Here is a 19,555-nt window from a genome sequence, read left to right as displayed (position 1 = left end):
TTACTTTCACCCACCGTCAATTCGTGTTAGAATGGCGGTAAGATGAACAGCGCAAACTACATAACAAAAATCATGCGAATGGGAGTTGCTTCATGAACTCGAATGTCAAACGGATTTTGCTGACAGTCGGCGGCTGGTTCTTCCTGTTTCTCGGTGTACTCGGCCTCTTTTTGCCCGTGTTGCAGGGTGTGCTGTTCCTGTTGATCGGTTTGTACTTGCTGTCCTTTACTTCGCCATGGGCCCGCCGTTTATTGATGAAACTGCGCGCCCGCTATCCCAAGCTGGCGGAGCGGATCGACCGGTTCAAAAAGACACGGAAAATCCAACAGCTGTTCCGACCGTGAACGAACCCCGGCTTAGCTTGCCGGGGTTTGGTTTGGCATCAGTCCTTCACCTGCGCTACCAACAAACCATCACCGAAAGGCAATAACATCGCTTCCACCCGATCATCCCGCGAAACAGCCTCATTAAAATGAAGGATGGCACGGGCGCGCTCGTCCTCGACGTTTTCTTCAAAAATGAGGTCATGAAGCAGAGCATTGTCCGCCGTGATCACCGCACCGGGGCGAGCCAGCCGGATCGCCCATTCCCAATAAGTCAAGTAACTTTCCTTATCCGCATCGATCAGGAAGAAGTCAAAGGTTTCCCCCTCGTCAGCTAACTGCTGCAAGCTTTCCTTGGCATCCCCGACACGGATTTCCACCCGATCGGCCAATCCGGCACGTTCCACGTTTTCACGGGCAAACGCCGCGTGATCAGCACTCAATTCCAACGAAACCAGACGACCCTCTTCCGGCAGGGCGCGGGAGAGCCAAATGGTACTATACCCGCCCAGCGTCCCGATCTCCAACACCCGTCGGGCACCCGTGATTCGAACCAGCATATGCAAGGTTTTGCCTACGTGAGGGGACACCGAGATCTTTGGCATGCCCCTCTCAGACAGACCCGGTTCGATCGAACGGAGCACCTCGTCTTCCTTGACAAACAACTGTTGCACATACGCTTCCCGTTTATTCACCATTGACTCCCCCTATGCAAGCGGTTATTGAGATGAGCCCGTATCCAGTTGCCGGTGAAAGAGATCCGTGTACCCCTGAATTTCCCTCATGACCCATCTACTGTCCAGCCCGATTTTTTTCCCAATCTTCCCGCAACAGTCCCATCACGATCTTGTCCCGGTAACCATGGGTGGTCCAAAACGCTTTTCGCAAAACTCCTTCCCGAACAAATCCGCATTTTTTGTAACAACGGATCGCTCGTCTGTTTTCGTCGAACGTATCCAGCTGAATGCGGTGTAGATTGTACCGCTGAAACAGCAGGTCCACAAACACCCTTAGCGCCCGTGTGCCGTACCCTTTGCCCCAATACGACTTTTCACCGATGGTAAAACCGATGATCACCGAACGGGATACCGCGTCAAAATCGCGAAAAGAACAAGCACCGATCGGTTTCCATCCCCCATCTTCCCTGATCTCCACCATGAACATCAAACTACGGCTATCCGAGCGCTGCCCACGGATGCGTTCCAACAATTGCGAATACGTGACAGCCGAATAACCGTGCCCGCCGGAAGCCCAATACGCAACTTCTTCATCCTGCCTCCAACGATAGATCAGCGACACATCCTCCTCCGTCGCCAACCGAACCCGGACCAACGATCTTCTCCCCTTCCCTAAAAATGAAAAACCCGTTGCACGCAGGTGCAACGGGTTTGTACTGGAGCGGATGACGGGAATCGAACCCGCGTTCCTAGCTTGGGAAGCTAGTGTTCTACCATTGAACTACATCCGCGCGGTGCAGGAATTATTTTAGCACGTCTCCTTTTGTTGTGCAACCCTTTTTTGCGGCTGAGAACCAGGTTCACTCTGCTCCTGCTTCTTTCGGCCAAACCGCGGCACAAGACCTCGATTTCACCGTCTGGCATCGCGCTGATGCCAGTTTTGTCCCAAGCAGACTAAGGCATGTCTGTTAAATCCATGAGGGAGCGGGGTGAAGCTAACCGGTTTGGACAATATTTCACCAGACATGCTCTTAGCCGCCCGAAACAGAAAGCGCTCCGAGATCGGAGCACTTTCGAACAAATCAATACCGCATGATCGGCGTGATAAACATGGATAGGGCAATGGCGATGATCGACAGCGCCAACGCCCACCAACCGATGCGACTGCCCCTCGCCGCCGCAAACACGCCTAAAATGATACCGACAGAGCCGAACAAAAACGGGAGCAAAAAAAAGGAAATCAGTGACAACACCAATGCGATGATCCCCATGGTGCGCCCGTCGGACACACCTTCTTTTCTGCGTTCCCGCCAGTTGTTTCGGCGGACGGGCTCGGCTAATTCGGAAGCCGCTTCCACATCCACCGGCTCCGTGTTGGCGTAACTCCACTCCGAAGAAATGCGGCCCGCATCCTCCTCCTGGTCCCGCTCGTCCTGAAGGGAGGCTTCCAATCGCCGCATTTCCTCCTTTTCGTTTTCTTTGTGACGTTTCGCCACAGAAATCCCTCCACTCGTGTGAGCCTGCATTTAGTATGCGACAGTGGAAGGGACGGTATTTTGACAGTTTCTACATCACCTGAAACGCCCTGCCCAAACGGGAATTCTTCTCCACAACCAAGGAACCGAACGCCAACTGAACAACCCCGTACAAAAAACGTCACTCACCAACATGATCCATGCCATCCATCCTGCACCGGGCAGATCCCACTCCCCGATGGCTCATTTCCATGTGATGGAACAACTGCTGGTTCCTCCCTTCGAATGACCAACATCCCTAAAACAACTATCCCCCGCACGAAGGCGGGGGACATGCAAGTTCGATTATTTGTCCAGCACCGTGAACCGGTAATCACTTGGCCCGACCGGATGGCGGATGATGTTTTTCACGTAGTCCTTTTGCACGTTTACCTGATTGTAGTAGTACAACGGGAAAATCGGCATTTCGTCGAACAGGATCTTTTCAGCCTGGTGGAGGTATTCCATCCGTGTGGTGTCGTCCGGTTCGGTGAAAGCTTTTTTCAATAAGGCATCATATTGCGGGTTGCTCCAACCCGTTCGGTTCATCGGATGATCAGTTTGGAAACTTTCCAGATAGTTGTACGGGTCGTTGTAATCGGGCAAAAAGGTGGAGCGGGACAATTGGTAATTTTTTGCCTTCTGGTTGGACAAAAACACTTTGGTTTCTTGGCTTTGCAACTGGACATCTACGCCCAGGTTTTGTTTGAACATCGCCTGCAGCGCTTCCGCTACGGCCTTGTTTTTCTCGTTGCTGTTGTAGAGCAGGGTGACGGGAGGCAGTGTTTTCCATCCTTCCTCCTTCATTCCCTCTTGCAATAATTGTTTGGCTTGTGCGGGTTGGGCCGTCAGCGGTACAAATTGCGGTGCCGTTTTGCGAAAATCACCTTGTTGGGACATAGTTCCCGGTGAGACGAACGCACCTGCTGGCAGTTCATTCCCCTGAACCACTTGTTTCACGATCGCGGTCCGATCCACTGCCAGAGCGAACGCTTTGCGGATCTTCGCATTGTTGAACGGCGGTTTGGTGACATTGAACCGGAAAAACTCCAGACCTGATCCTGGCTTGACCTTGGCCTCACTTTTTTTGATCAATTCAGCCAAGATGTCAGAGGGTACCGACTTCCGGCTCAACATGTCTAATTGACCCGATTGATACATTTGATAGGCCGTTTTCTGTTCGGTGACCATCGTCCACGAAATGCCATCCAGCTTCACTTGATCCGCCAGACGGTAATGTTCGTTTTTCACGACTTCGATCTTCTGGTCATGTTTCCATGTTTTCATTTTGAACGGACCGTTACTTACATAGCCGGCTGCATCATTGTAAAGGTTCGGATTTTTTTCCAACCCTTTTTTGTAGACGGGTGAATATACCGGATAACAGGTCAACTGCTTGAAAAATGGTGTTGGTTGCTTCAGTTTGACCACCAATGTACGGTCGTCCGTCGCTTTCACCCCGACTTGATCGGCTGTTGCTTTTCCAGTGTTGTATGCTTCGGCGTTTTCGATGAAATACAGCAAAAATGCAGCTTCCGAAGCGGTCTGGGGATTGAGCACCCGTTTCCACGCGTATTCAAAATCGTGGGCGGTCACTTTCTCCCCGTTGGACCAGTAGGTGTCCCGCAGATGGAACGTATACGTCCGTCCGTCCGGCGATACATCCACTTTTTCGGCTACGGCGGGTTCCGGCTGATGTTGGGCATTGAGCCGCATCAACCCTTCAAACAGTGAACCGACCACATCCATGGAGTCTTCGTCAAATGCTTTTGCCGGATCGAGCGAGGAGGGTTCGCCCGAAGCACTGTTCTGCTTTAAAATTTTCTCTCCGGTCCCTTCCACCGCACCACTCTGACACCCGACGGCTAACAAACTGATCACGAGTACGAGTATGAGCATTAGTCTCCCATTACGCCCCATAGCACATCCCCCTTGAGATTCACCTTTTCCTACGAATGAATAACGGTATCCATCCCTGGTGATACGATTTCGATCATGGCGTAAAAAATTCCTTTTTCCCGAAATCCCAAGGATCTCTCATGATGTGATCGAATACATCACTTAGGGATAGATGTTTTTTTCCACTATATCGCAAGAGGAGGGAAAACATGACGATCGCCTATGTCCGTGTTCCGGTCGCCAACGTATGGAAAGATCCGGACCGACCGCGGGAAATGGATAGCGTAGTCCTGGAAAGGCATCCGAGTGTTTCCAACTGGTTGTCCCTACTGGATGAGGAGAAAGATGGGCGTTTGGGGCTGGTCGGTCGCTTGGAAACCCAACTACTGCTAGGAGAACCGGTATGGGTGAAGGAGGAAATCAAAGGCTGGGCGCACGTATTCATTCCCGGACAGCCGCATCACGAAGAACAACGAGGTTACCCAGGCTGGGTCCCCGCTCATCATCTGGCTTATCATCCGGATTTCCACTATGCGTGGGAGAGCCACCCATTTGCGATCGTAACCGCTCTGAAAACCGGACTGTTGATCGACGGCTCCCAGCGAACGATGGAAATCGGGTGGCTGACCCGCTTGCCCTTTGTCGGGGAAGCCAATGGTGACGTCATTGTGATGACCCCATCCGGCATACCGGGACGGGTTCCAGCAGAACACGTTTACATCGGTCACACACTACCGGTGACCACAGTGGATCGACGCATCGAAACGGCCCGCGGTTTTTTGGGCCTCCCTTATCTATGGGGCGGCACTTCCGTGTATGGGATGGACTGCTCGGGTTTCGTCTACCGAGTATTTGAAGCCTGTGGTATTCGCATTCCCCGCGATGCCCATGTTCAAGCCGTATTCGGCCAGCGCATCGAGCGAGACTCACTGGAACCGGGCGATCTGGTCTTTTTCGCTTACGAGCAGGGCAAAGGACGGATTCATCATGTGGGGATGTATGTGGGGGATGACCAATTCATCCACGCCCCGCGAACGGGATTGCCCGTTCAGGTCCAATCGCTCAGCCAAGACACCCCGTATGCGGAGGAATTTTGTTTTGGCCGGCGGTATAACGGCTCTGAGTTCCCGGCCTCAATTCCTCTCATGACGGATATGGTCGGCGAGGAGACGTAAAAACGCATCCTGCAGGTTTTCCACGTTCCGTTCTTCCCGCACGCCGTTCACCATCAATGAAAACACGTATACAGGTGTCCGACCGTCAAACAGGTATCCTGAGAGCGTTTTGACTCCGGTGAGGGTACCCGTCTTGGCGCGAACGGTGATCGGCGGCGGGAGCGGATTCCGTTTCTTCAACGTACCAGTTTGTCCGTAGACCGCCAAACTTTCCACAAAAACAGAGAATGCGGGATGATCGACCATGAAGCGTAGCAATCTGCACAATTGGCGAGGTGAACTGCGATTGTACATGGACAGACCTGATCCGTCTACATATGCCGCGGGCGGTTCCAATCCCCACCGTCGCAACGTTTGTTCCACGATGTGAATACCTTGCTCCACCCAGTCCTTCCCACCCGATTCGCACCCAATCGAATGCAGGAGAATCTCCGCCACCAAGTTTTCGCTGTCGGCATTCACCAACGGCAAGCACGCTTTCAGCGGTGGAGAGTCCACACCCACACTCTGCATTCGGCCACTGATTTTCCGCCGTCGGCGTCCGGTCCATGTTTCCGGGACGGTCAGGCCTTGTTCCTTTGCAAACCAACGCAAACGCTCTACAAAAAAGTGTGGAGGCGACCACACCGCTCCCGTCACCTGTGGATCTTGGCGGGAAAGCACCCCCTCGATGCGAAAACGGTTGGACCGTTCGGCCCGCATCACACGTACATCTGATTCTTCCTCCTCGGTCCACGACAAACGGCTTCGCCATTGTACAGAAAGTCCCTCATATGACGGTGACAACCGAAGACGGGGATCGGGGTCTCCCGGATCGGCAGTCCAAGCAATCCGGTTCAGTTCCATATTGAGCGCGTGGACAGGGGCAGCATATCCTTCCGATAAATCATCCCGCGCCCAACCGGTACCCCATCGCCGCGTCGGGAACGCGCTGTCGTCCCAGTCGATACGCCCGGGCATGCGCTGAATACCGTGTCTTTTTATTTCCGTCAACAGCTCTTCCGCCTGTCGCTGGCCGAACACGGGATCACCGCCCCCCACGATCAACCAACGATCTTCCGTCCATTCCAGGAACGTATGCCAACGATACTCCGCTCCCAATCGCTCCAATGCAACAGCGGAAGTCCACAGTTTGTTGTTGGATGCGGGAATCATCCATTCTTCATCCCGATAACCGTACATCTCCTCCCGTCGGAGCGAAAAAAGGGCACACCCGATTTGTGCCCCCTTCTCTCCTGATTCCGACTTCCAATGCTCCCACAACGAGTCGAGTCGAACGCGCCATGTCCGCATGTCATGCCCCCGATACCCTTGGATGGATAGTATCCAGGTGTTGATAAATGGCTTGTACGCACTTTTTGTTCCAACCCAGATCGATCATTTTACCCCGGGTTGCTACATGGATATCCACCGCAACCCTGATCGGAGAAACCGCAAACAGCGTGACCACCACATCGTGTTTCCCGCCCAGCGGGTTACGATACTCCAGCATGATTTCGTGACGATCCCGATCATGATGAACCATGCGGAACGATGAGATCCGTGCCGGCAACTGTTCCAGTGTTTCGCCCACTTCCTTGACAGGTGCACGATAATACCGTGTGCGCAGTTCCGGATCGGGATCACGTTCCCCCGTCTCAGTCACGCCGCTGAACATTCGGCGCAAAAATGACATCTCGTTTCCTCCTTCAATGAGGCATTATGGCCGAGTGCTGAAAAAGCGCTGTTCCAATCGCTCCAAACGGCGCAGGATGTCTTGGATTACGGGGTCATTCGGGGAAATTTCCGTCTTGGCGAGGCGGGGATGAGTCGTGTGGCCAAGTTGCCCGGATTGGGCTTTTTTGAGCTCTTTTTTCAAACGTTCGTTTTCTTCGATCAACTCTTCGAAATTCTTGATCACCAAATCCAAAAACTGGTTGACTTCATCTATATCATATCCTCGGATGGCATGTTTGAAATCTTTTTTGTATATGTCCATCGGCGTCAAACGTTGCATCGATGAAGCCCCTCCTAAAAAACTAATGATTTCCCTATGTATAAATAATACTATAATGAACCGTCATGATGAAGGAAGACCGGTTTCTTGACGATTTTCCCACGATTAAAGGCCCCTGAATTCAGGGGCCTTCGGTTAGCGTGCCGTCGGGAACGTGCGTTGAATCATTTTCCTGAAATTATCGATCAACCCTGCGATTGGATGTCCTTGTTGGACATCACGTGCATAATTCCGCATCCGGTTAACAAAATCCGGATTGGCGGACACATACACGGTCCGTACACTCGGATCGATCCTTCTCACCTGCTTGGCGACTTTAGACTTCAAACGCCCCGTCAAACCAGCGCGGTAGTCTTTTTCCAATACGACCGCCACGTATGCCGTGCGATCGGTCAGAAAAACGACGGCCGAATTGATTTCCTTCAGACGGGAAACTGCATTCGCCACATTGTTGGCCACCCGCAGATTGGTGACATTATTGGGTGCAGTGGCTGGCGTACGGTAAGTGATTGGATGGGTTCTGGAGCGCATATCGGGCTGGGATTCCGGTCTACGTTGCGTAGCGCATCCCACCATCCCCAGGACCAACGCGAGCGTCAGCGTTCCCGCGATCCATTTGGTCAACAGCCGCATGGCCGTATTCCCCCTTTGATTGTATTCTCCACTTAGTATCCGACGCTCGCGATGGAAATATGTAAAACAAAAGACAGCCGCGTTTTCCGCGGCTGTCTGCTTATCAATCATCGTTTTGCGAAACCACCAACATCGCCACAAACCGGAAAAGCTCCAACAACGCGTACAACGCCGAAGCCACGTAGGTCAACGCGGCCGCATTCAGCACTTTGCTGACGCCTCGTTCTTCCAGATTGCGAATAAATCCTTCGCGAACCATGATCTGTTTCGCGCGGGAGCTGGCATTAAACTCCACCGGCAGGGTGACCAACTGAAACGCCACCGCAGCCGAGAAAAACACGACCCCCAATGCAAACAGGTTGAGCATATGCAGGAAAATCCCGCCCATCAGCAAGAACGGAGCCACGGAAGAGGCAAAGTTAACAACCGGAAACATGCGGTGTCGCAATACCAATGCACCGTACGCTTCTTTATGCTGAATAGCGTGTCCGCACTCGTGAGCCGCGACGGAAATCGCAGCGATGGAGCTGTCGTAATAAACCGGCTCCGACAAACGGACCACTCTGTGAATCGGATCGTAGTGGTCAGTCAATTCCCCAGGTACCGGTTCGACCGCCACATCGTACAACCCGTTTGAATCCAAGATGCGTCGGGCGACTTCGGCTCCGGTCAACCCGGATGAAGCCGGCTCCTGCGCCCATTTACGAAATGTGCCCTTTACACGGAACTGAGCCCAAAATGTCAAGCCCAACGCTGCCAAAGACAAGATCCACAGCAATGTCACCATAGGCTGATTCCCCCCATCGCATCATTCTGCAGCAACGGCTGAAACATCTGACTTCTTGATTTGAAGGCCAAAAGTATCGCTCTGAAACTGACGGGGCAAAATCCATCTGCAATGGAGTCGCCAACCAACGGCGAGAAAGTTCCATAACCAACGGTTCATCGCCGCTTTTACACGCGAGCGACATCTATATTCCACATTGCATTTAATCCAAGTCTTTGCTTTCTTTGGTCGATGGGTAATCCATTCACGCTCCCATCGAACTGTCGCGCATTCTACGGGTATCATCCCGTCACATGCACACATCGGAACCAATAGGAACAACATCGCACTGATAAGCGATAAAGGAATCAAACTTGAACACCTCGTATCATCAGGGTGCCCGTTTTTCAATATTATACCACACCCCGCGATATGCTGGGGAAATTTAGACTCATCGCCACAAAAAGGTCACGATGTCTGAATAAATGCGTGCACCCGTCCACCGGTTAGCGTCTAGTGAATACTGACTACATGTTTTTGTTCGCTCCACCCGCACCTCTTTGAAGCACCCGAAACGCAGGACGCGGGAAAAGTACGCTTCGCTGAGAGGAAATTGCCCGTGCTCCATTCCTGCGCTTTCCGGGTCTTCGCTCGGCCGGGCTTCAATCTTCGATCACCTGGATAGTATCTGCTACCTCACGGATTTACCAGACACACGCTGACACATCTCCAGATCCCAACAGCCTAAAAATTCATCGAATATTCCGCCTTTTATATTGATAAGAATTTCAGCCCACACTCGGGCTGAAAGATTGACGAAGTCTACGGACTTCGATATCCCAACCCAGCTTTGTACCCCGCAATCAGAGTCAGCTCGACCGGGAAAGTCTCTTCATCAGTCCATGAACAAAAACTCTCTTTTTTGCTGCATACCCACATTCAACACCAGTCCCACCGCCACCATCTGGGTTAATAGTGAACTGCCGCCGTAACTGATAAACGGAAGGGGCAAACCGGTAACCGGCATCAAACCGATGGTCATGCCAATATTTTGGAACACTTGAAAAACCAGCATCCCGACAATCCCAGCGATGATGCAGGAACCGAAACGGTCCTCACAACGCAGAGCGATACGAAGCATCCGATAAACGACAAAGATAAAGATGCACAACAGGATACTGGCGCCGATAAAACCGAATTCCTCGGCAAACACGGCAAAGATGAAGTCGTTGTGCGGTTCGGGAATCCATTTTCCCTGCGCTTGCGTTCCGTGATGAAATCCTTTTCCGGACAATTGACCGGAACCGACGGCAATCATCGATTGGGTCAATTGATACCCCGCTCCGGTCGGATCGGATGCCGGGTCCAAAAAGGTCTGAATGCGTTCGATCTGGTGAGGTTTCAGTATGACGTGGATCAACGGACTTTTGGCAACGTACAATCCCAACACCGTACCGACAACGATGGCCACCATCACTACACCGGTGAAAATCCATCGCCAATCCAGACCACCCACCAACAGCATGCTGCCCAAAATCCCCACCAGGACCAATGCGGTTCCGAGATCGGGCTGTTTCAGGATGATCAAAAAGGGCACGGCAAACAACAAACCGATTTTGCCCAGGGTTTTGAAATCGCGCAGGGGGAGTCGCTTCACTTCCGCCAAATGTTTGGCTATGGTGAGAATCAAAATGATCTTCATGAGCTCCGACGGTTGGAATTGAAACGAACCGATGCGAATCCATTCCTGTGCTCCCTTAACCTTGGCGCCCAAGCCGGGGACCCAGACCAACATCAATAAGATCAATCCCAAACCGTACAACACATACACAAACCTGCCCTGCGCCAAAGTGCGATAATCAAACAGGAGAACGGCCGTCATAAACAGAATACCCAGTACATACCACCCGATTTGCTTGCCCACATAGGAAGGGTCTGACGTGTAGGTGGCGCTGGAAATGGAGAGAATGCTAATAACTGCCAAAAGCAGGATCAATACAATGAGCGGGTAATCAAGTGATAAGAGAGATCGCTTCCATTTGTGCGCCATCTGCTCACACCTGCTTTTTCATATGATTCTTCTGCATGTCCATGCTAACATAGGATGTGACTACTTTTAAATACATAACATCGAGGGGATTTGCCATGAGACGAGGGAAACCTGATTTTTGGCTGATCCTGATCGCGTTCATCCTGATAGGATTCGGCTTGGTCATGGTATTCAGCGCAAGCTACTATAAAGGATTAACCGATTATGGCGACAGTTACTATTTTTTTAAACGGCAGTTAATCTGGGCAGTGGCCGGATTGTTTCTCTTTTTTGTGACAGCCAACATACCCTACACCATTTATCGACGATTTGTCGGTACGATTTTGTTGATCAGCATCCTGCTCCTGATCGCTGTGCTCATTCCCGGCATCGGTGTCGAGGTGAAGGGAGCTCGCCGCTGGATCGAACTTGGACCCATGAGTTTCCAACCGTCGGAGCTGGTCAAATTAAGCGCGTTGATTTATACGGCATCGATCATGACCAAGAAACAACCGGTCATGGACAGTTTCAAACGCGCTGTATTGCCACCTTTGATCGTATTGGGTCTGCTCTGCTCCCTGATCGTTATCGAACCGCACTACAGTACCACCATCATCATCCTAGCCTCCTGCATGGTGGTCATCTTTTGTGCGGGTTTGCGATTCCGCCATTTTTTGTTTCTCGTATCGACCGGTATACCATTCCTCATGTGGGTGATGATCATGGAGCCGTACCGAATCAAGCGGCTCACCACCCTGTTCAACCCGTGGAAAAATCCCACTGCGGATGGCTATCAAATCATTCAGTCCCTTTATGCGATCGGACCCGGCGGATTGTCCGGCTCCGGATTGGGCAACAGCATTCAAAAGATGGCATACCTTCCTGAAGCGCACACCGATTTCATCTTCGCCATCGTGGCGGAAGAGCTTGGCTTCATCGGTGGAACGCTGCTGATCGCCCTGTTTATCGCACTGATTTTGCGTGGGATTCGTATCTCCCTGCGGGCACCCGACCAGTTCGGCATGCTTCTCGGAATCGGCATTACCTCACTCATCGGGATCGAAGCCTTGTTCAATCTCGGTGTCGTGACCGCCATGCTCCCGGTCACTGGTGTACCGCTGCCGTTCATCAGTTATGGCGGTTCCTCATTGATGCTGGGCATGGCCTCTTTGGGCATCTTGCTCAACATCTCCCGTTACACCAACATTCAGGCCAAACAGAAAAAACCCCGAGAACCTATTTCCGTTCCGGGAAGGTAAAACGTGAATCAGGGCTGTTCCCCTAGGAATAGCCCTGTAGACTTTGATAATCCCGCGGCCGCTCCCATCCAAGAACAGCCTTGTTTGTCAACCATACCATATCATATCTTGCTCACGCCGTCACCATGCCCTCCATCGGACTGCTGGCACTGGCATAACGTTTTTTGGGGATGCGCCCCGCTTCGAAGCCCAGACGCCCCGCTTCAACGGCCAATCTCATTGCACGGGCCATTTTTACCGGATCTTCTGCACCGGCCACCGCAGTGTTGAGCAATACCCCGTCTGCACCCAATTCCATCGCTTGCACCACATCAGCCGGAGATCCAATACCCGCATCGACGATGACCGGCACTTGGGATTGCTCAATAATCCAACTGAGATTGTACGGATTGAGTAGACCCAGACCCGTTCCGATCGGTGCCCCGCCCGGCATGATCGCATGGGCTCCTGCTTCTTCCAACTTTTTGGCCATCACCGGATCGTCGTTCGTATAGGGAAGTACGGTGAAACCTTCTTCCACCAAGATTTTGGTCGCCTCCAGCGTCGCCACCGGATCGGGCAGCAGCGTTTTCGGATCAGCGATAATTTCCACCTTGATCATATCGCACAGTTTGGATGCACGAGCGAGCCTGGCAACCCGTACCGCTTCGTCCACGGTCTTTGCACCTGCCGTATTGGGCAACAGGGTGTACCTGCTCAAATCCAGGTTCTCCAAAAAGTTGGGCTGGTTGGGATCACTGATGTTCAATCGACGAACCGCAAAAGTTAACACTTCTGCTCCAGATACTTCCACCGCTTCCCGTTGAACGTCCAAGGAAGAAAATTTTCCCGTACCGAGAAACAACCGGGATTGAAACGTGTACTTGCCTATAGTCAACATACTTTTAGCCTCCTCCTACAAAATGGACGATCTCCAATACATCTCCTTCGTGCAAAACCGCCGATGGATGGTCTTCCTTCTCCAACACGTGCTGATTGTGTTCCACTACCACAATCCGCTGCTCTAACTGAAGGTGCTGAATCAATCGCTCGACCGTGTCCACCTCTGCGGGTAAGTCATAGGGCTGTCCATTTAACTGAATGCGCACTCCTGCATCACCTCCTTACCGCTGATCCCAAGAAACGATCCGGCGAAAACGGCGCCAACTCCGGGACAGCCGTACCGGCAATCAACTCCGCCATCAGTGCGCCAGTGATCGGGCTCAGCAAAATCCCGTTGCGGAAATGGCCGGAGGCGACGTACAGACCACGAACAGCCGCCAAATGACCCATCAACGGCAACCCGTCACCGGAACCGGGACGTACGCTCGACCAATACGACAATACTTCCGCTTCAGCCAATGAAGGAACTAGTCGTGTCGCTTCATGCGCCAACTGGTGGATCGCCCCTAGCTCAACGCCCGGGGAGAAATCGTGCTCCTTCTCCGTCGCGCCTACGACGATGCGACCGTCCGCTTTGGGTACCAGGTAACACCCGTGAGCAAACAGCGTCTTCCGATGCGGCAGCTGGTTCGGACGTAGGGCGAGCGATTCCCCTTTCACCGGGTATACCGGTAAGTTAATCCCCAGTCGTCGGGCCAACACACCGCTCCACGCCCCGGTAGCCAACACCACGGCACCTGCGCGGAAAGTCCCATCCACGGTTTCCACTCCCGTCACTTGGTCACCGTCGATGAGAAAGCCCGTCACCTCACATCCTTCCAGAAACCGGGCTCCCAACGCTTGTGCGGCCCGAGCAAACGCCATCGTCAGCCTGGGAGCCGACACCTGGGCATCATCAGGCAAAAACAGCGCGCCAGTGATGTCAGCACCCACTTCGGGTTCGTCCTCGTGAACCGAACGGGTCTCCCACCATTCCGCGCGACCGCCCAATTCCCGCTGCCAACGCGCACGGTCGCGCAATTGTTCCGCTTCCGTCCGATCCCATGCCACCCGCAATAGCCCGGCGGTGTTCAGCTCAATGTCCAAACCGGTTCGTTTATATAATTCACGCCCCAATTCAGGAAACATCGCCCGGCTGCGCAAGCAAAGTTCGATCATGGGGCCTGGAAACGACATCTCCACCTGTGCACCCAACATTCCTGCCGCCGCGGATGAAGCGTGGGCACCCACGCGGTCCCGCTCCAAGACCACGACAGCGGCCCCTTTTTGGGCCAGATGATAGGCGATCGAACACCCAATCACGCCGCCGCCGATGACAATTACGTCCTGTGTTTGCACCGTTTTCTCCTTCCTTTCGATTTGGGAGTTTCCCCGTCGGTTTCCTTGAAGCACTGGGCGATTTCCCGCAGTTTGCGGGCTTGCTCTGCCGGCCAGGGATGATCCATCACCGCCGAAATCACGGCAATCCCAGCGCATCCTGTTTCCGCCACTTCAACCATATTTTCGACCGTAATCCCACCCACGGCGATAACCGGTATGCGCACCGCGCGGACGATGCGAGCCAATTCGGCACATCCCCGCGGGGGAATACCCGACTTAGACGCCGAGTGATACACATGGCCGAACAATATGTAATCCGCCCCCATTCTTTCAGATCGAAGTGCTTCTTCGAGCGAATGAACCGAACGACCCACACGCAAGCCGCTCGCCAACGGTTTGACCGCCGACAGCGGCAATCCCTTTTCCGGCAGATGTACCCCCTGACATCCAAGTGAAAAGGCGACATCGATCCGATCGTTCACCACCAGCTGGTCACGTGTGAGCCATCCCTCTTCCAACAGTCGTTTGCCCCAGCTCCAAATCTCTCGGGCCGTTCTGTTTTTCAACCGCAAATGGAAGCGGTCGACATACGGCCCCGCCTGCCTCGCCACTTTACGAATTTGTTCCCAGGTATGCCGCTGGTCCGTGATCACATGCACTTCCATCGGAATGTCACTTCCTCTGACCATAAAAAAACCGGTATCCATGGGGATACCGGTTGGATGCACGTAAACCTCTCCTGAACATCAACCTTCCCCCACTTCCTTTCGCTGGCATTACCCAGGTCAAGTTCAAAGGGTTAAGGCTTGCGCCTTTCTCAGCACCCATGGTGCACCCCTAGTGGTGGAAACACAACGTATCACATTTTTCTCCATTCTAACAATCCCGTTCACCCGACGTCAACTGCAATCAGTGACACTGGACGACGTCAAACCGCTTTTACCTGAATGATCGCCGTATCCACGATATCCCGGTCGTTGATCGGAGACACGATTTGATGGACAGAAGCGTCTCCGATGTGAAAGTTGGTCACATTCGCTTTAATGAAGCTTCTATTGTGGGCAGAAAAATTCAAAAAATGGGAAACATTTACCTTGCCCACGTTGGAAATATCGTTGACGGACAAGGCCCCGATCACTATGGGGGAAATCAAGGCATTCCCTCCTTTGCTCAAACCCCTTTGACTTGAAAAATGGGGGTATCAACCACATCGGAGTCCAATAACGGTCCGAATACGATGGACACCGTCAAATCGCCCGAGTTGCTGTTGGTCTCGTTGGTTTTCGAGAAACTCTCCTGATTGACCAAAAAATTGACCGGCGCCACATTCAGTTGACCGGTGCTGGAGACGGTGTTGATTTTAAGCACGAACGGCATGCGTCTTCCCCCTTTTCGTTGCTTATTTGCGCTGTCCCCATAAACACTCCTTCAAATCCTCGTCCGTGATTGACGCCCACTCTTCCAACCATCTGTTATCCCCATAACCGACATGAGCAATGTTTTCCTTGATAAAGCTGAACGGCGCCCATTCTACCGTCAAGGGTGCCATATGAACGTTGGCATCGTTTGTCACGGTGTTCACCTTAATTCCGCCAATCGAGATGGGCATCGAATTTCCTCCTTGTCTGAAATGTAGCGTGTTATCCCTATCGCGTGCATCACTTTCCCGGCTCGCTGCGTTTTCTGAGTCAATGCTCGGTCTGGCTTGGTGGTAAAGCCCCACCTTGTGGAATAACTGACATTCCCTTAGACCTGTTGAATGAGAACAGGGTGATCGTTCACGTCCGGATCGACGATCGGGTTGGCCGTGCGGATCACCGCGTGGTCACCCGTTGTCGATGTTCCCACGTTATTCTTTTGCAAACTGAACGGATAATAAGTCAAGTGCGTTCCCACCGTGATAGATGAGGTCGTCGTCACGGCATTTACCTTCAATACCCCTAGCTTGATAATCAATGGGAAGTCCTCCTCATCTCAGCCATCGCCTATATTACAGTATGATGGGCGTCCCATTTCGAAACATGGGAACACCAAATTGGGCATTCGCCCAAACCAAATAAAAAAGTCCACCCTCCGGTTTTTCCGGCAATGTGGACTCTTGCAGGAATGGTCTCTTCTTTCCTTCACCTATGACTTGGAATTCCGCCTTGACACGATCAATCACTTCGCGTCGGAATCCATCCGACTCTGCCAAATCGCCCAACCAATCCAGACCAATACAAGGGGAACCACAATCCACAACAAATCCCTACCATAGTGATGCAACAGATGGAGCGCGTTCTCCCAATTGGCACCTACCTGATAACCCAAGCCGATAAACGTAAGGCACCAAATCAGCCCGCCGGTATAAGCGTACAGGCCAAACCTGGGCCACGGAAGGTTGGAGATCCCCGCCAAATAAGCCGTCACATGTCGAACACCGGGGATAAAGTAACCGAAGAACAACACCCAATTGCCGTATTTGCGAAATAAAAACTGCGTGATGCGCAACCGACGACGTGTGATGAAAAACTTCGGTCCATACTTTTTCAAAAACGGATATCCCAAACGCCAACCCAATAAATAGCTGACAGTAATCCCGCACAGAGAACCGATCAGCGCACTGACAAACGCCAAATACAGATTGAGTCGGCCGATGGAAGAAAGATATCCGATAAACGTCATCATGATCTCATCCGGTAACGGCAATCCGACAATACCGAAGACCAGAAACAGAAAAATGCCGATATAGCCGTATTGCAATAACCATTCCATCAACGTTTGTTCCATGTTTCAACCCCGTTTGAGAACCGTTCGCGGCGTTCGCGTCAAATATTAGGATACCATACTTTCTTTTGATTCAAAAGCAACGTGATGTTAACAGTCTGTAGTGAATCCCTTGACCGAAGACTGGAGTGAGCGATCATCACCAAACACACTGCTTCACGAACATGGTCCGCCAGATCATACGCCATCGTTTCTTCTCGGAAACACTAGTCCGCGCCCAGACGATGTTGCAACCTGTTGCATACTCCATCAAGATGATCGGAAGATTGGATTCGTACCCCGTACGCCCTTTTCCATTCTATTATTGGCTCCAAAAACAGAAAGTCATCGCCCATCGTGTCCAGGATGGTAAAGAAGTCCATACGCTCCGCTTAGGGAACTTGACCATTTCTGCGCTTTCCGGGCCTTCGCTCGGACGGGTTTGGTAAGACGCTCATCAGGGGAAAGCAATTGCTCCCTCACGGATTTACCAGAAATCCCCTAGTCCATCACTTTTTCCACACGAACTTCCTTTAATAACGCCAATACCTGTTGTTTCTCGATCCCTGCCGACTCCCGCAGCACATTGGCGGCGGCACACGCCGTCGCCAATGCCAGCGCTTCCTCCCCGCTTTTCCCCTGATGGGAGGCAGCAAGCCAACCGGCCAAAAAAGCGTCCCCACTCCCTACGGGATTGACAGCCTGAACGGTGGGCGGCGTTACCCAAAATGTCTCTCCACCGACCACTGCCGCCAATCCTTGGGAACCGGCGGTGACGATCACTGTTTGCCCCATGTCCCGAACCAACGCCCGGGCCGCCGCAATGGTTTCTGCACGGGACGAGACCATTTTCCCCAATAAGTGCCCCGCTTCCTGTTGATTCACTTTAATGCCGTCCGGCCGGGCTGCCCATCCATGGTGCAATGCCTTCCCGCTCGTATCCAGCCAGACGGCCGCACCACGTGAACGGGCGATTCCGATCAATTCACCGTATGCATTCTCCGGGACCCCTGGCGGGAGACTCCCGCTACAGGCGACAAAGGATGACTGCTCCGCCCATGTTGCCACTTTGGCCACCAGTTGGTTCCATTCCGCTTCGGATACCGTCGGTCCCGGCTCCAACACCTCTGTTTGCGTACCGTGATCCAGGTCCAACAGGGTCAGACATGTTCGCGTCTCTTTCCCGATCCAAACGAAATCGGACGGGATCCCGTCCGACTCCAGAACTTTTGTCATCCATCGTCCGTTTTGTCCACCAACAAAACCCGTAGCGCAAACGTTGATGCCCAACGCACTCAAAACCCGGGCGACGTTGACCCCTTTACCGCCAGGCTGCCGAATCACCCGACGACTTCGATGAATGGCATGAATCCGAAAATCGGGCACAATCCAGGTTTGGTCGACTGCAGCATTTAAGGTGACAGTGAGAATCATGTCGGCATCGCCCCCGTTGTTGCCGTCGCTTCGGCACGTCCCGCCGATCCGGAGAGACGCAGTTTCTCTTCCACCACTTTTTGCACTGCACGCTTCCCGTTTTGTACGTATTTCCGTGGATCGGCTTCCGACGGATGGTCGTGCAGATACGAACGGAGCGCAGTAGCATAGGGCAGTTTCAATTCGGTGGAAATGTTGATTTTGGCGATGCCCCTTGCGACTGCCTGGCGAACGGATTCGTCCGGCAAGCCGGAGGCGCCGTGCAACACCAGCGGTACCGGCACTTCACGAGCGATGGTTGCCAAACGGTCCAAGTCCAGTCTGGGTTTGCCTCGGTAAACCCCATGCGCGGTTCCTATGGCAACGGCCAACGAATCACATCCCGTTTCTGCCACGAAACGTGCCGCCTCGAAGGGATCAGTGTATGTATCTTCCGCTGTTGTGGATACATCCGCTGCATCCGGCACTCGCCCCAGCTCAGCCTCAACAGGCACGCCCACCGCATGGGCTGCCTCTGTTACCTTTTTGACGAGCGCTGCATTTTCTTCCCACGGTAATCGGGAACCGTCGATCATGATCGAGGTGTATCCCGCCCGTAAACAGCGTAACGCCGTTTCGTAATCCCGTCCATGATCCAGATGCAGTACAACGGGTATAGATACCGACTCCGCAGCTGCCCTTGCCAGATGAACCAAGTAGTTCAACCCGACCGCTTCGATGGTGGCGGGTGTCGTTTGCAGGATCACCGGTGCCCGCATCCGCTCCGCCCCCGCGACGACAGCCTGCAACAGCTCCAAATTGTGAAAAGCAAAACCGCACACCGCATACTGTTTGTCACGCGCCGCTTCCAACAATCCCTTCGAGGTGACCAAACCCAAATCGGCTCCCTCCCTGCGGGTTTTT

The 19,555-nt window shown here is 52.9% G+C and carries 24 protein-coding genes, 1 tRNA gene and 1 riboswitch; of the genes, 3 read left to right on the top strand and 22 right to left on the bottom strand.

Annotated elements, in window-relative coordinates; translation table 11 throughout:
- Positions 1 to 92 precede the first annotated feature (92 nt).
- Positions 93 to 344, top strand: coding sequence for a PGPGW domain-containing protein (locus NWF35_RS13335; protein WP_301239724.1), 252 nt, complete (start codon positions 93 to 95; stop codon positions 342 to 344).
- Between the two features lie 38 nt (positions 345 to 382).
- Here NWF35_RS13335 and NWF35_RS13330 read toward each other — a convergent pair whose 3' ends face one another.
- The 5 genes from NWF35_RS13330 to NWF35_RS13310 form a co-directional block, all read right to left on the bottom strand.
- Positions 383 to 1,018, bottom strand: a complete 636-nt coding sequence (locus NWF35_RS13330) for an O-methyltransferase (RefSeq protein ID WP_301239722.1) — start codon at positions 1,016 to 1,018, stop codon at positions 383 to 385.
- Positions 1,019 to 1,115: 97 nt separating this feature from the next.
- Positions 1,116 to 1,655 carry a GNAT family N-acetyltransferase gene (locus NWF35_RS13325; protein ID WP_301239720.1) on the bottom strand — a complete coding sequence of 180 codons (540 nt, stop codon included), beginning with the start codon at positions 1,653 to 1,655 and terminating at the stop codon, positions 1,116 to 1,118.
- A gap of 62 nt (positions 1,656 to 1,717) precedes the next feature.
- Positions 1,718 to 1,791 (bottom strand) — tRNA-Gly (locus tag NWF35_RS13320).
- A gap of 291 nt (positions 1,792 to 2,082) precedes the next feature.
- Positions 2,083 to 2,496 (bottom strand): DUF308 domain-containing protein, encoded by a 414-nt coding sequence (locus NWF35_RS13315; RefSeq protein ID WP_301239718.1) that lies wholly within the window; start codon positions 2,494 to 2,496, stop codon positions 2,083 to 2,085.
- A gap of 324 nt (positions 2,497 to 2,820) precedes the next feature.
- Entirely contained in the window at positions 2,821 to 4,434 is a 1,614-nt protein-coding gene (locus NWF35_RS13310; protein WP_301239717.1) for a peptide ABC transporter substrate-binding protein, read from the bottom strand.
- 188 nt (positions 4,435 to 4,622) lie between these two features.
- Between NWF35_RS13310 and NWF35_RS13305 the strand changes: the two genes are divergently transcribed.
- Positions 4,623 to 5,588, top strand: a complete 966-nt coding sequence (locus tag NWF35_RS13305) for a C40 family peptidase (protein ID WP_301239716.1) — start codon at positions 4,623 to 4,625, stop codon at positions 5,586 to 5,588.
- On the opposite strand, the gene dacB is transcribed toward NWF35_RS13305, so the two are convergent.
- From dacB to rodA, 6 genes are all read right to left on the bottom strand, one after another.
- The gene (gene dacB / locus NWF35_RS13300) at positions 5,547 to 6,881 is read right to left on the bottom strand and encodes a D-alanyl-D-alanine carboxypeptidase/D-alanyl-D-alanine endopeptidase (protein ID WP_301239715.1); all 1,335 of its coding nucleotides are present in this window, start codon (positions 6,879 to 6,881) and stop codon (positions 5,547 to 5,549) included. The genes NWF35_RS13305 and dacB overlap by 42 nt on opposite strands.
- Before the next feature lies 1 nt (position 6,882).
- Positions 6,883 to 7,263, bottom strand: a complete 381-nt coding sequence (locus tag NWF35_RS13295; protein WP_301239714.1) for a hypothetical protein — start codon at positions 7,261 to 7,263, stop codon at positions 6,883 to 6,885.
- Positions 7,264 to 7,287: 24 nt separating this feature from the next.
- Positions 7,288 to 7,584 (bottom strand): DivIVA domain-containing protein, encoded by a 297-nt coding sequence (locus NWF35_RS13290; protein ID WP_301239712.1) that lies wholly within the window; start codon positions 7,582 to 7,584, stop codon positions 7,288 to 7,290.
- 135 nt (positions 7,585 to 7,719) lie between these two features.
- Complete coding sequence (locus NWF35_RS13285) at positions 7,720 to 8,217, bottom strand: YhcN/YlaJ family sporulation lipoprotein (RefSeq protein ID WP_301239710.1); 498 nt, start codon at positions 8,215 to 8,217, stop codon at positions 7,720 to 7,722.
- Positions 8,218 to 8,320: 103 nt separating this feature from the next.
- Positions 8,321 to 9,004 carry a zinc metallopeptidase gene (locus NWF35_RS13280; RefSeq protein ID WP_301239708.1) on the bottom strand — a complete coding sequence of 228 codons (684 nt, stop codon included), beginning with the start codon at positions 9,002 to 9,004 and terminating at the stop codon, positions 8,321 to 8,323.
- 874 nt (positions 9,005 to 9,878) lie between these two features.
- Positions 9,879 to 11,033, bottom strand: coding sequence for a rod shape-determining protein RodA (gene rodA / locus NWF35_RS13275; RefSeq protein WP_301239706.1), 1,155 nt, complete (start codon positions 11,031 to 11,033; stop codon positions 9,879 to 9,881).
- A 95-nt stretch (positions 11,034 to 11,128) separates the two neighbouring features.
- Here rodA and ftsW point away from each other — a divergent pair, with 95 nt between their 5' ends.
- The gene (gene ftsW / locus NWF35_RS13270) at positions 11,129 to 12,271 is read left to right on the top strand and encodes a putative lipid II flippase FtsW (RefSeq protein ID WP_301239704.1); all 1,143 of its coding nucleotides are present in this window, start codon (positions 11,129 to 11,131) and stop codon (positions 12,269 to 12,271) included.
- Between the two features lie 112 nt (positions 12,272 to 12,383).
- Here ftsW and NWF35_RS13265 read toward each other — a convergent pair whose 3' ends face one another.
- The 11 genes from NWF35_RS13265 to NWF35_RS13215 form a co-directional block, all read right to left on the bottom strand.
- The gene (locus tag NWF35_RS13265) at positions 12,384 to 13,151 is read right to left on the bottom strand and encodes a thiazole synthase (protein WP_301239703.1); all 768 of its coding nucleotides are present in this window, start codon (positions 13,149 to 13,151) and stop codon (positions 12,384 to 12,386) included.
- A gap of 4 nt (positions 13,152 to 13,155) precedes the next feature.
- Entirely contained in the window at positions 13,156 to 13,359 is a 204-nt protein-coding gene (gene thiS, locus NWF35_RS13260) for a sulfur carrier protein ThiS (RefSeq protein ID WP_301239701.1), read from the bottom strand.
- Positions 13,360 to 13,366: 7 nt separating this feature from the next.
- Entirely contained in the window at positions 13,367 to 14,491 is a 1,125-nt protein-coding gene (gene thiO / locus NWF35_RS13255; RefSeq protein WP_301239700.1) for a glycine oxidase ThiO, read from the bottom strand.
- Positions 14,473 to 15,201, bottom strand: coding sequence for a thiamine phosphate synthase (locus NWF35_RS13250; RefSeq protein WP_301239698.1), 729 nt, complete (start codon positions 15,199 to 15,201; stop codon positions 14,473 to 14,475). The genes thiO and NWF35_RS13250 overlap by 19 nt, the downstream gene beginning before the upstream one ends.
- A gap of 17 nt (positions 15,202 to 15,218) precedes the next feature.
- Positions 15,219 to 15,322, bottom strand: a riboswitch (TPP riboswitch).
- 79 nt (positions 15,323 to 15,401) lie between these two features.
- Positions 15,402 to 15,626 (bottom strand): hypothetical protein, encoded by a 225-nt coding sequence (locus NWF35_RS13245; RefSeq protein ID WP_301239697.1) that lies wholly within the window; start codon positions 15,624 to 15,626, stop codon positions 15,402 to 15,404.
- Positions 15,627 to 15,643: 17 nt separating this feature from the next.
- Positions 15,644 to 15,850 (bottom strand): hypothetical protein, encoded by a 207-nt coding sequence (locus tag NWF35_RS13240; RefSeq protein WP_301239696.1) that lies wholly within the window; start codon positions 15,848 to 15,850, stop codon positions 15,644 to 15,646.
- Positions 15,851 to 15,872: 22 nt separating this feature from the next.
- On the bottom strand, positions 15,873 to 16,082 hold the full coding sequence (locus tag NWF35_RS13235; RefSeq protein ID WP_301239694.1) for a hypothetical protein: 210 nt from the start codon (positions 16,080 to 16,082) through the stop codon (positions 15,873 to 15,875).
- Positions 16,083 to 16,219: 137 nt separating this feature from the next.
- Entirely contained in the window at positions 16,220 to 16,429 is a 210-nt protein-coding gene (locus NWF35_RS13230) for a spore germination protein (RefSeq protein WP_301239692.1), read from the bottom strand.
- A gap of 204 nt (positions 16,430 to 16,633) precedes the next feature.
- On the bottom strand, positions 16,634 to 17,242 hold the full coding sequence (locus tag NWF35_RS13225) for a DedA family protein (RefSeq protein WP_301239691.1): 609 nt from the start codon (positions 17,240 to 17,242) through the stop codon (positions 16,634 to 16,636).
- Positions 17,243 to 17,719: 477 nt separating this feature from the next.
- The gene (locus tag NWF35_RS13220; protein WP_301239690.1) at positions 17,720 to 18,652 is read right to left on the bottom strand and encodes a 1-phosphofructokinase family hexose kinase; all 933 of its coding nucleotides are present in this window, start codon (positions 18,650 to 18,652) and stop codon (positions 17,720 to 17,722) included.
- Positions 18,649 to 19,530 carry a class II fructose-bisphosphate aldolase gene (locus NWF35_RS13215; RefSeq protein ID WP_301239687.1) on the bottom strand — a complete coding sequence of 294 codons (882 nt, stop codon included), beginning with the start codon at positions 19,528 to 19,530 and terminating at the stop codon, positions 18,649 to 18,651. Before NWF35_RS13215 ends, NWF35_RS13220 begins: the two co-directional genes overlap by 4 nt.
- Between the last annotated feature and the right edge of the window lie 25 nt (positions 19,531 to 19,555).

The sequence above is a fragment of the Polycladomyces subterraneus genome, from assembly GCF_030433435.1.
GTDB lineage: Bacteria > Bacillota > Bacilli > Thermoactinomycetales > JIR-001 > Polycladomyces > Polycladomyces subterraneus.
Note: the sequence above shows the minus strand (reverse complement) of the source record. Positions and strands in the feature narration are given on the sequence as shown.

Bases quoted from the DNA above. Each gene is read 5' to 3' on its own strand.
- NWF35_RS13290 (WP_301239712.1), bottom strand. From the start codon at position 7,584: ATGCAACGTTTGACGCCGATGGACATATACAAAAAAGATTTCAAACAT.
- ftsW (WP_301239704.1), top strand. From the start codon at position 11,129: ATGAGACGAGGGAAACCTGATTTTTGGCTGATCCTGATCGCGTTCATC.
- rodA (WP_301239706.1), bottom strand. From the start codon at position 11,033: ATGGCGCACAAATGGAAGCGATCTCTCTTATCACTTGATTACCCGCTC.
- NWF35_RS13280 (WP_301239708.1), bottom strand. From the start codon at position 9,004: ATGGTGACATTGCTGTGGATCTTGTCTTTGGCAGCGTTGGGCTTGACA.
- NWF35_RS13220 (WP_301239690.1), bottom strand. From the start codon at position 18,652: ATGATTCTCACTGTCACCTTAAATGCTGCAGTCGACCAAACCTGGATT.
- NWF35_RS13225 (WP_301239691.1), bottom strand. From the start codon at position 17,242: ATGGAACAAACGTTGATGGAATGGTTATTGCAATACGGCTATATCGGC.
- NWF35_RS13240 (WP_301239696.1), bottom strand. From the start codon at position 15,850: ATGCCGTTCGTGCTTAAAATCAACACCGTCTCCAGCACCGGTCAACTG.
- NWF35_RS13310 (WP_301239717.1), bottom strand. From the start codon at position 4,434: ATGGGGCGTAATGGGAGACTAATGCTCATACTCGTACTCGTGATCAGT.
- dacB (WP_301239715.1), bottom strand. From the start codon at position 6,881: ATGCGGACATGGCGCGTTCGACTCGACTCGTTGTGGGAGCATTGGAAG.
- NWF35_RS13295 (WP_301239714.1), bottom strand. From the start codon at position 7,263: ATGTCATTTTTGCGCCGAATGTTCAGCGGCGTGACTGAGACGGGGGAA.
- NWF35_RS13285 (WP_301239710.1), bottom strand. From the start codon at position 8,217: ATGCGGCTGTTGACCAAATGGATCGCGGGAACGCTGACGCTCGCGTTG.
- NWF35_RS13305 (WP_301239716.1), top strand. From the start codon at position 4,623: ATGACGATCGCCTATGTCCGTGTTCCGGTCGCCAACGTATGGAAAGAT.
- NWF35_RS13265 (WP_301239703.1), bottom strand. From the start codon at position 13,151: ATGTTGACTATAGGCAAGTACACGTTTCAATCCCGGTTGTTTCTCGGT.
- NWF35_RS13235 (WP_301239694.1), bottom strand. From the start codon at position 16,082: ATGCCCATCTCGATTGGCGGAATTAAGGTGAACACCGTGACAAACGAT.
- NWF35_RS13335 (WP_301239724.1), top strand. From the start codon at position 93: ATGAACTCGAATGTCAAACGGATTTTGCTGACAGTCGGCGGCTGGTTC.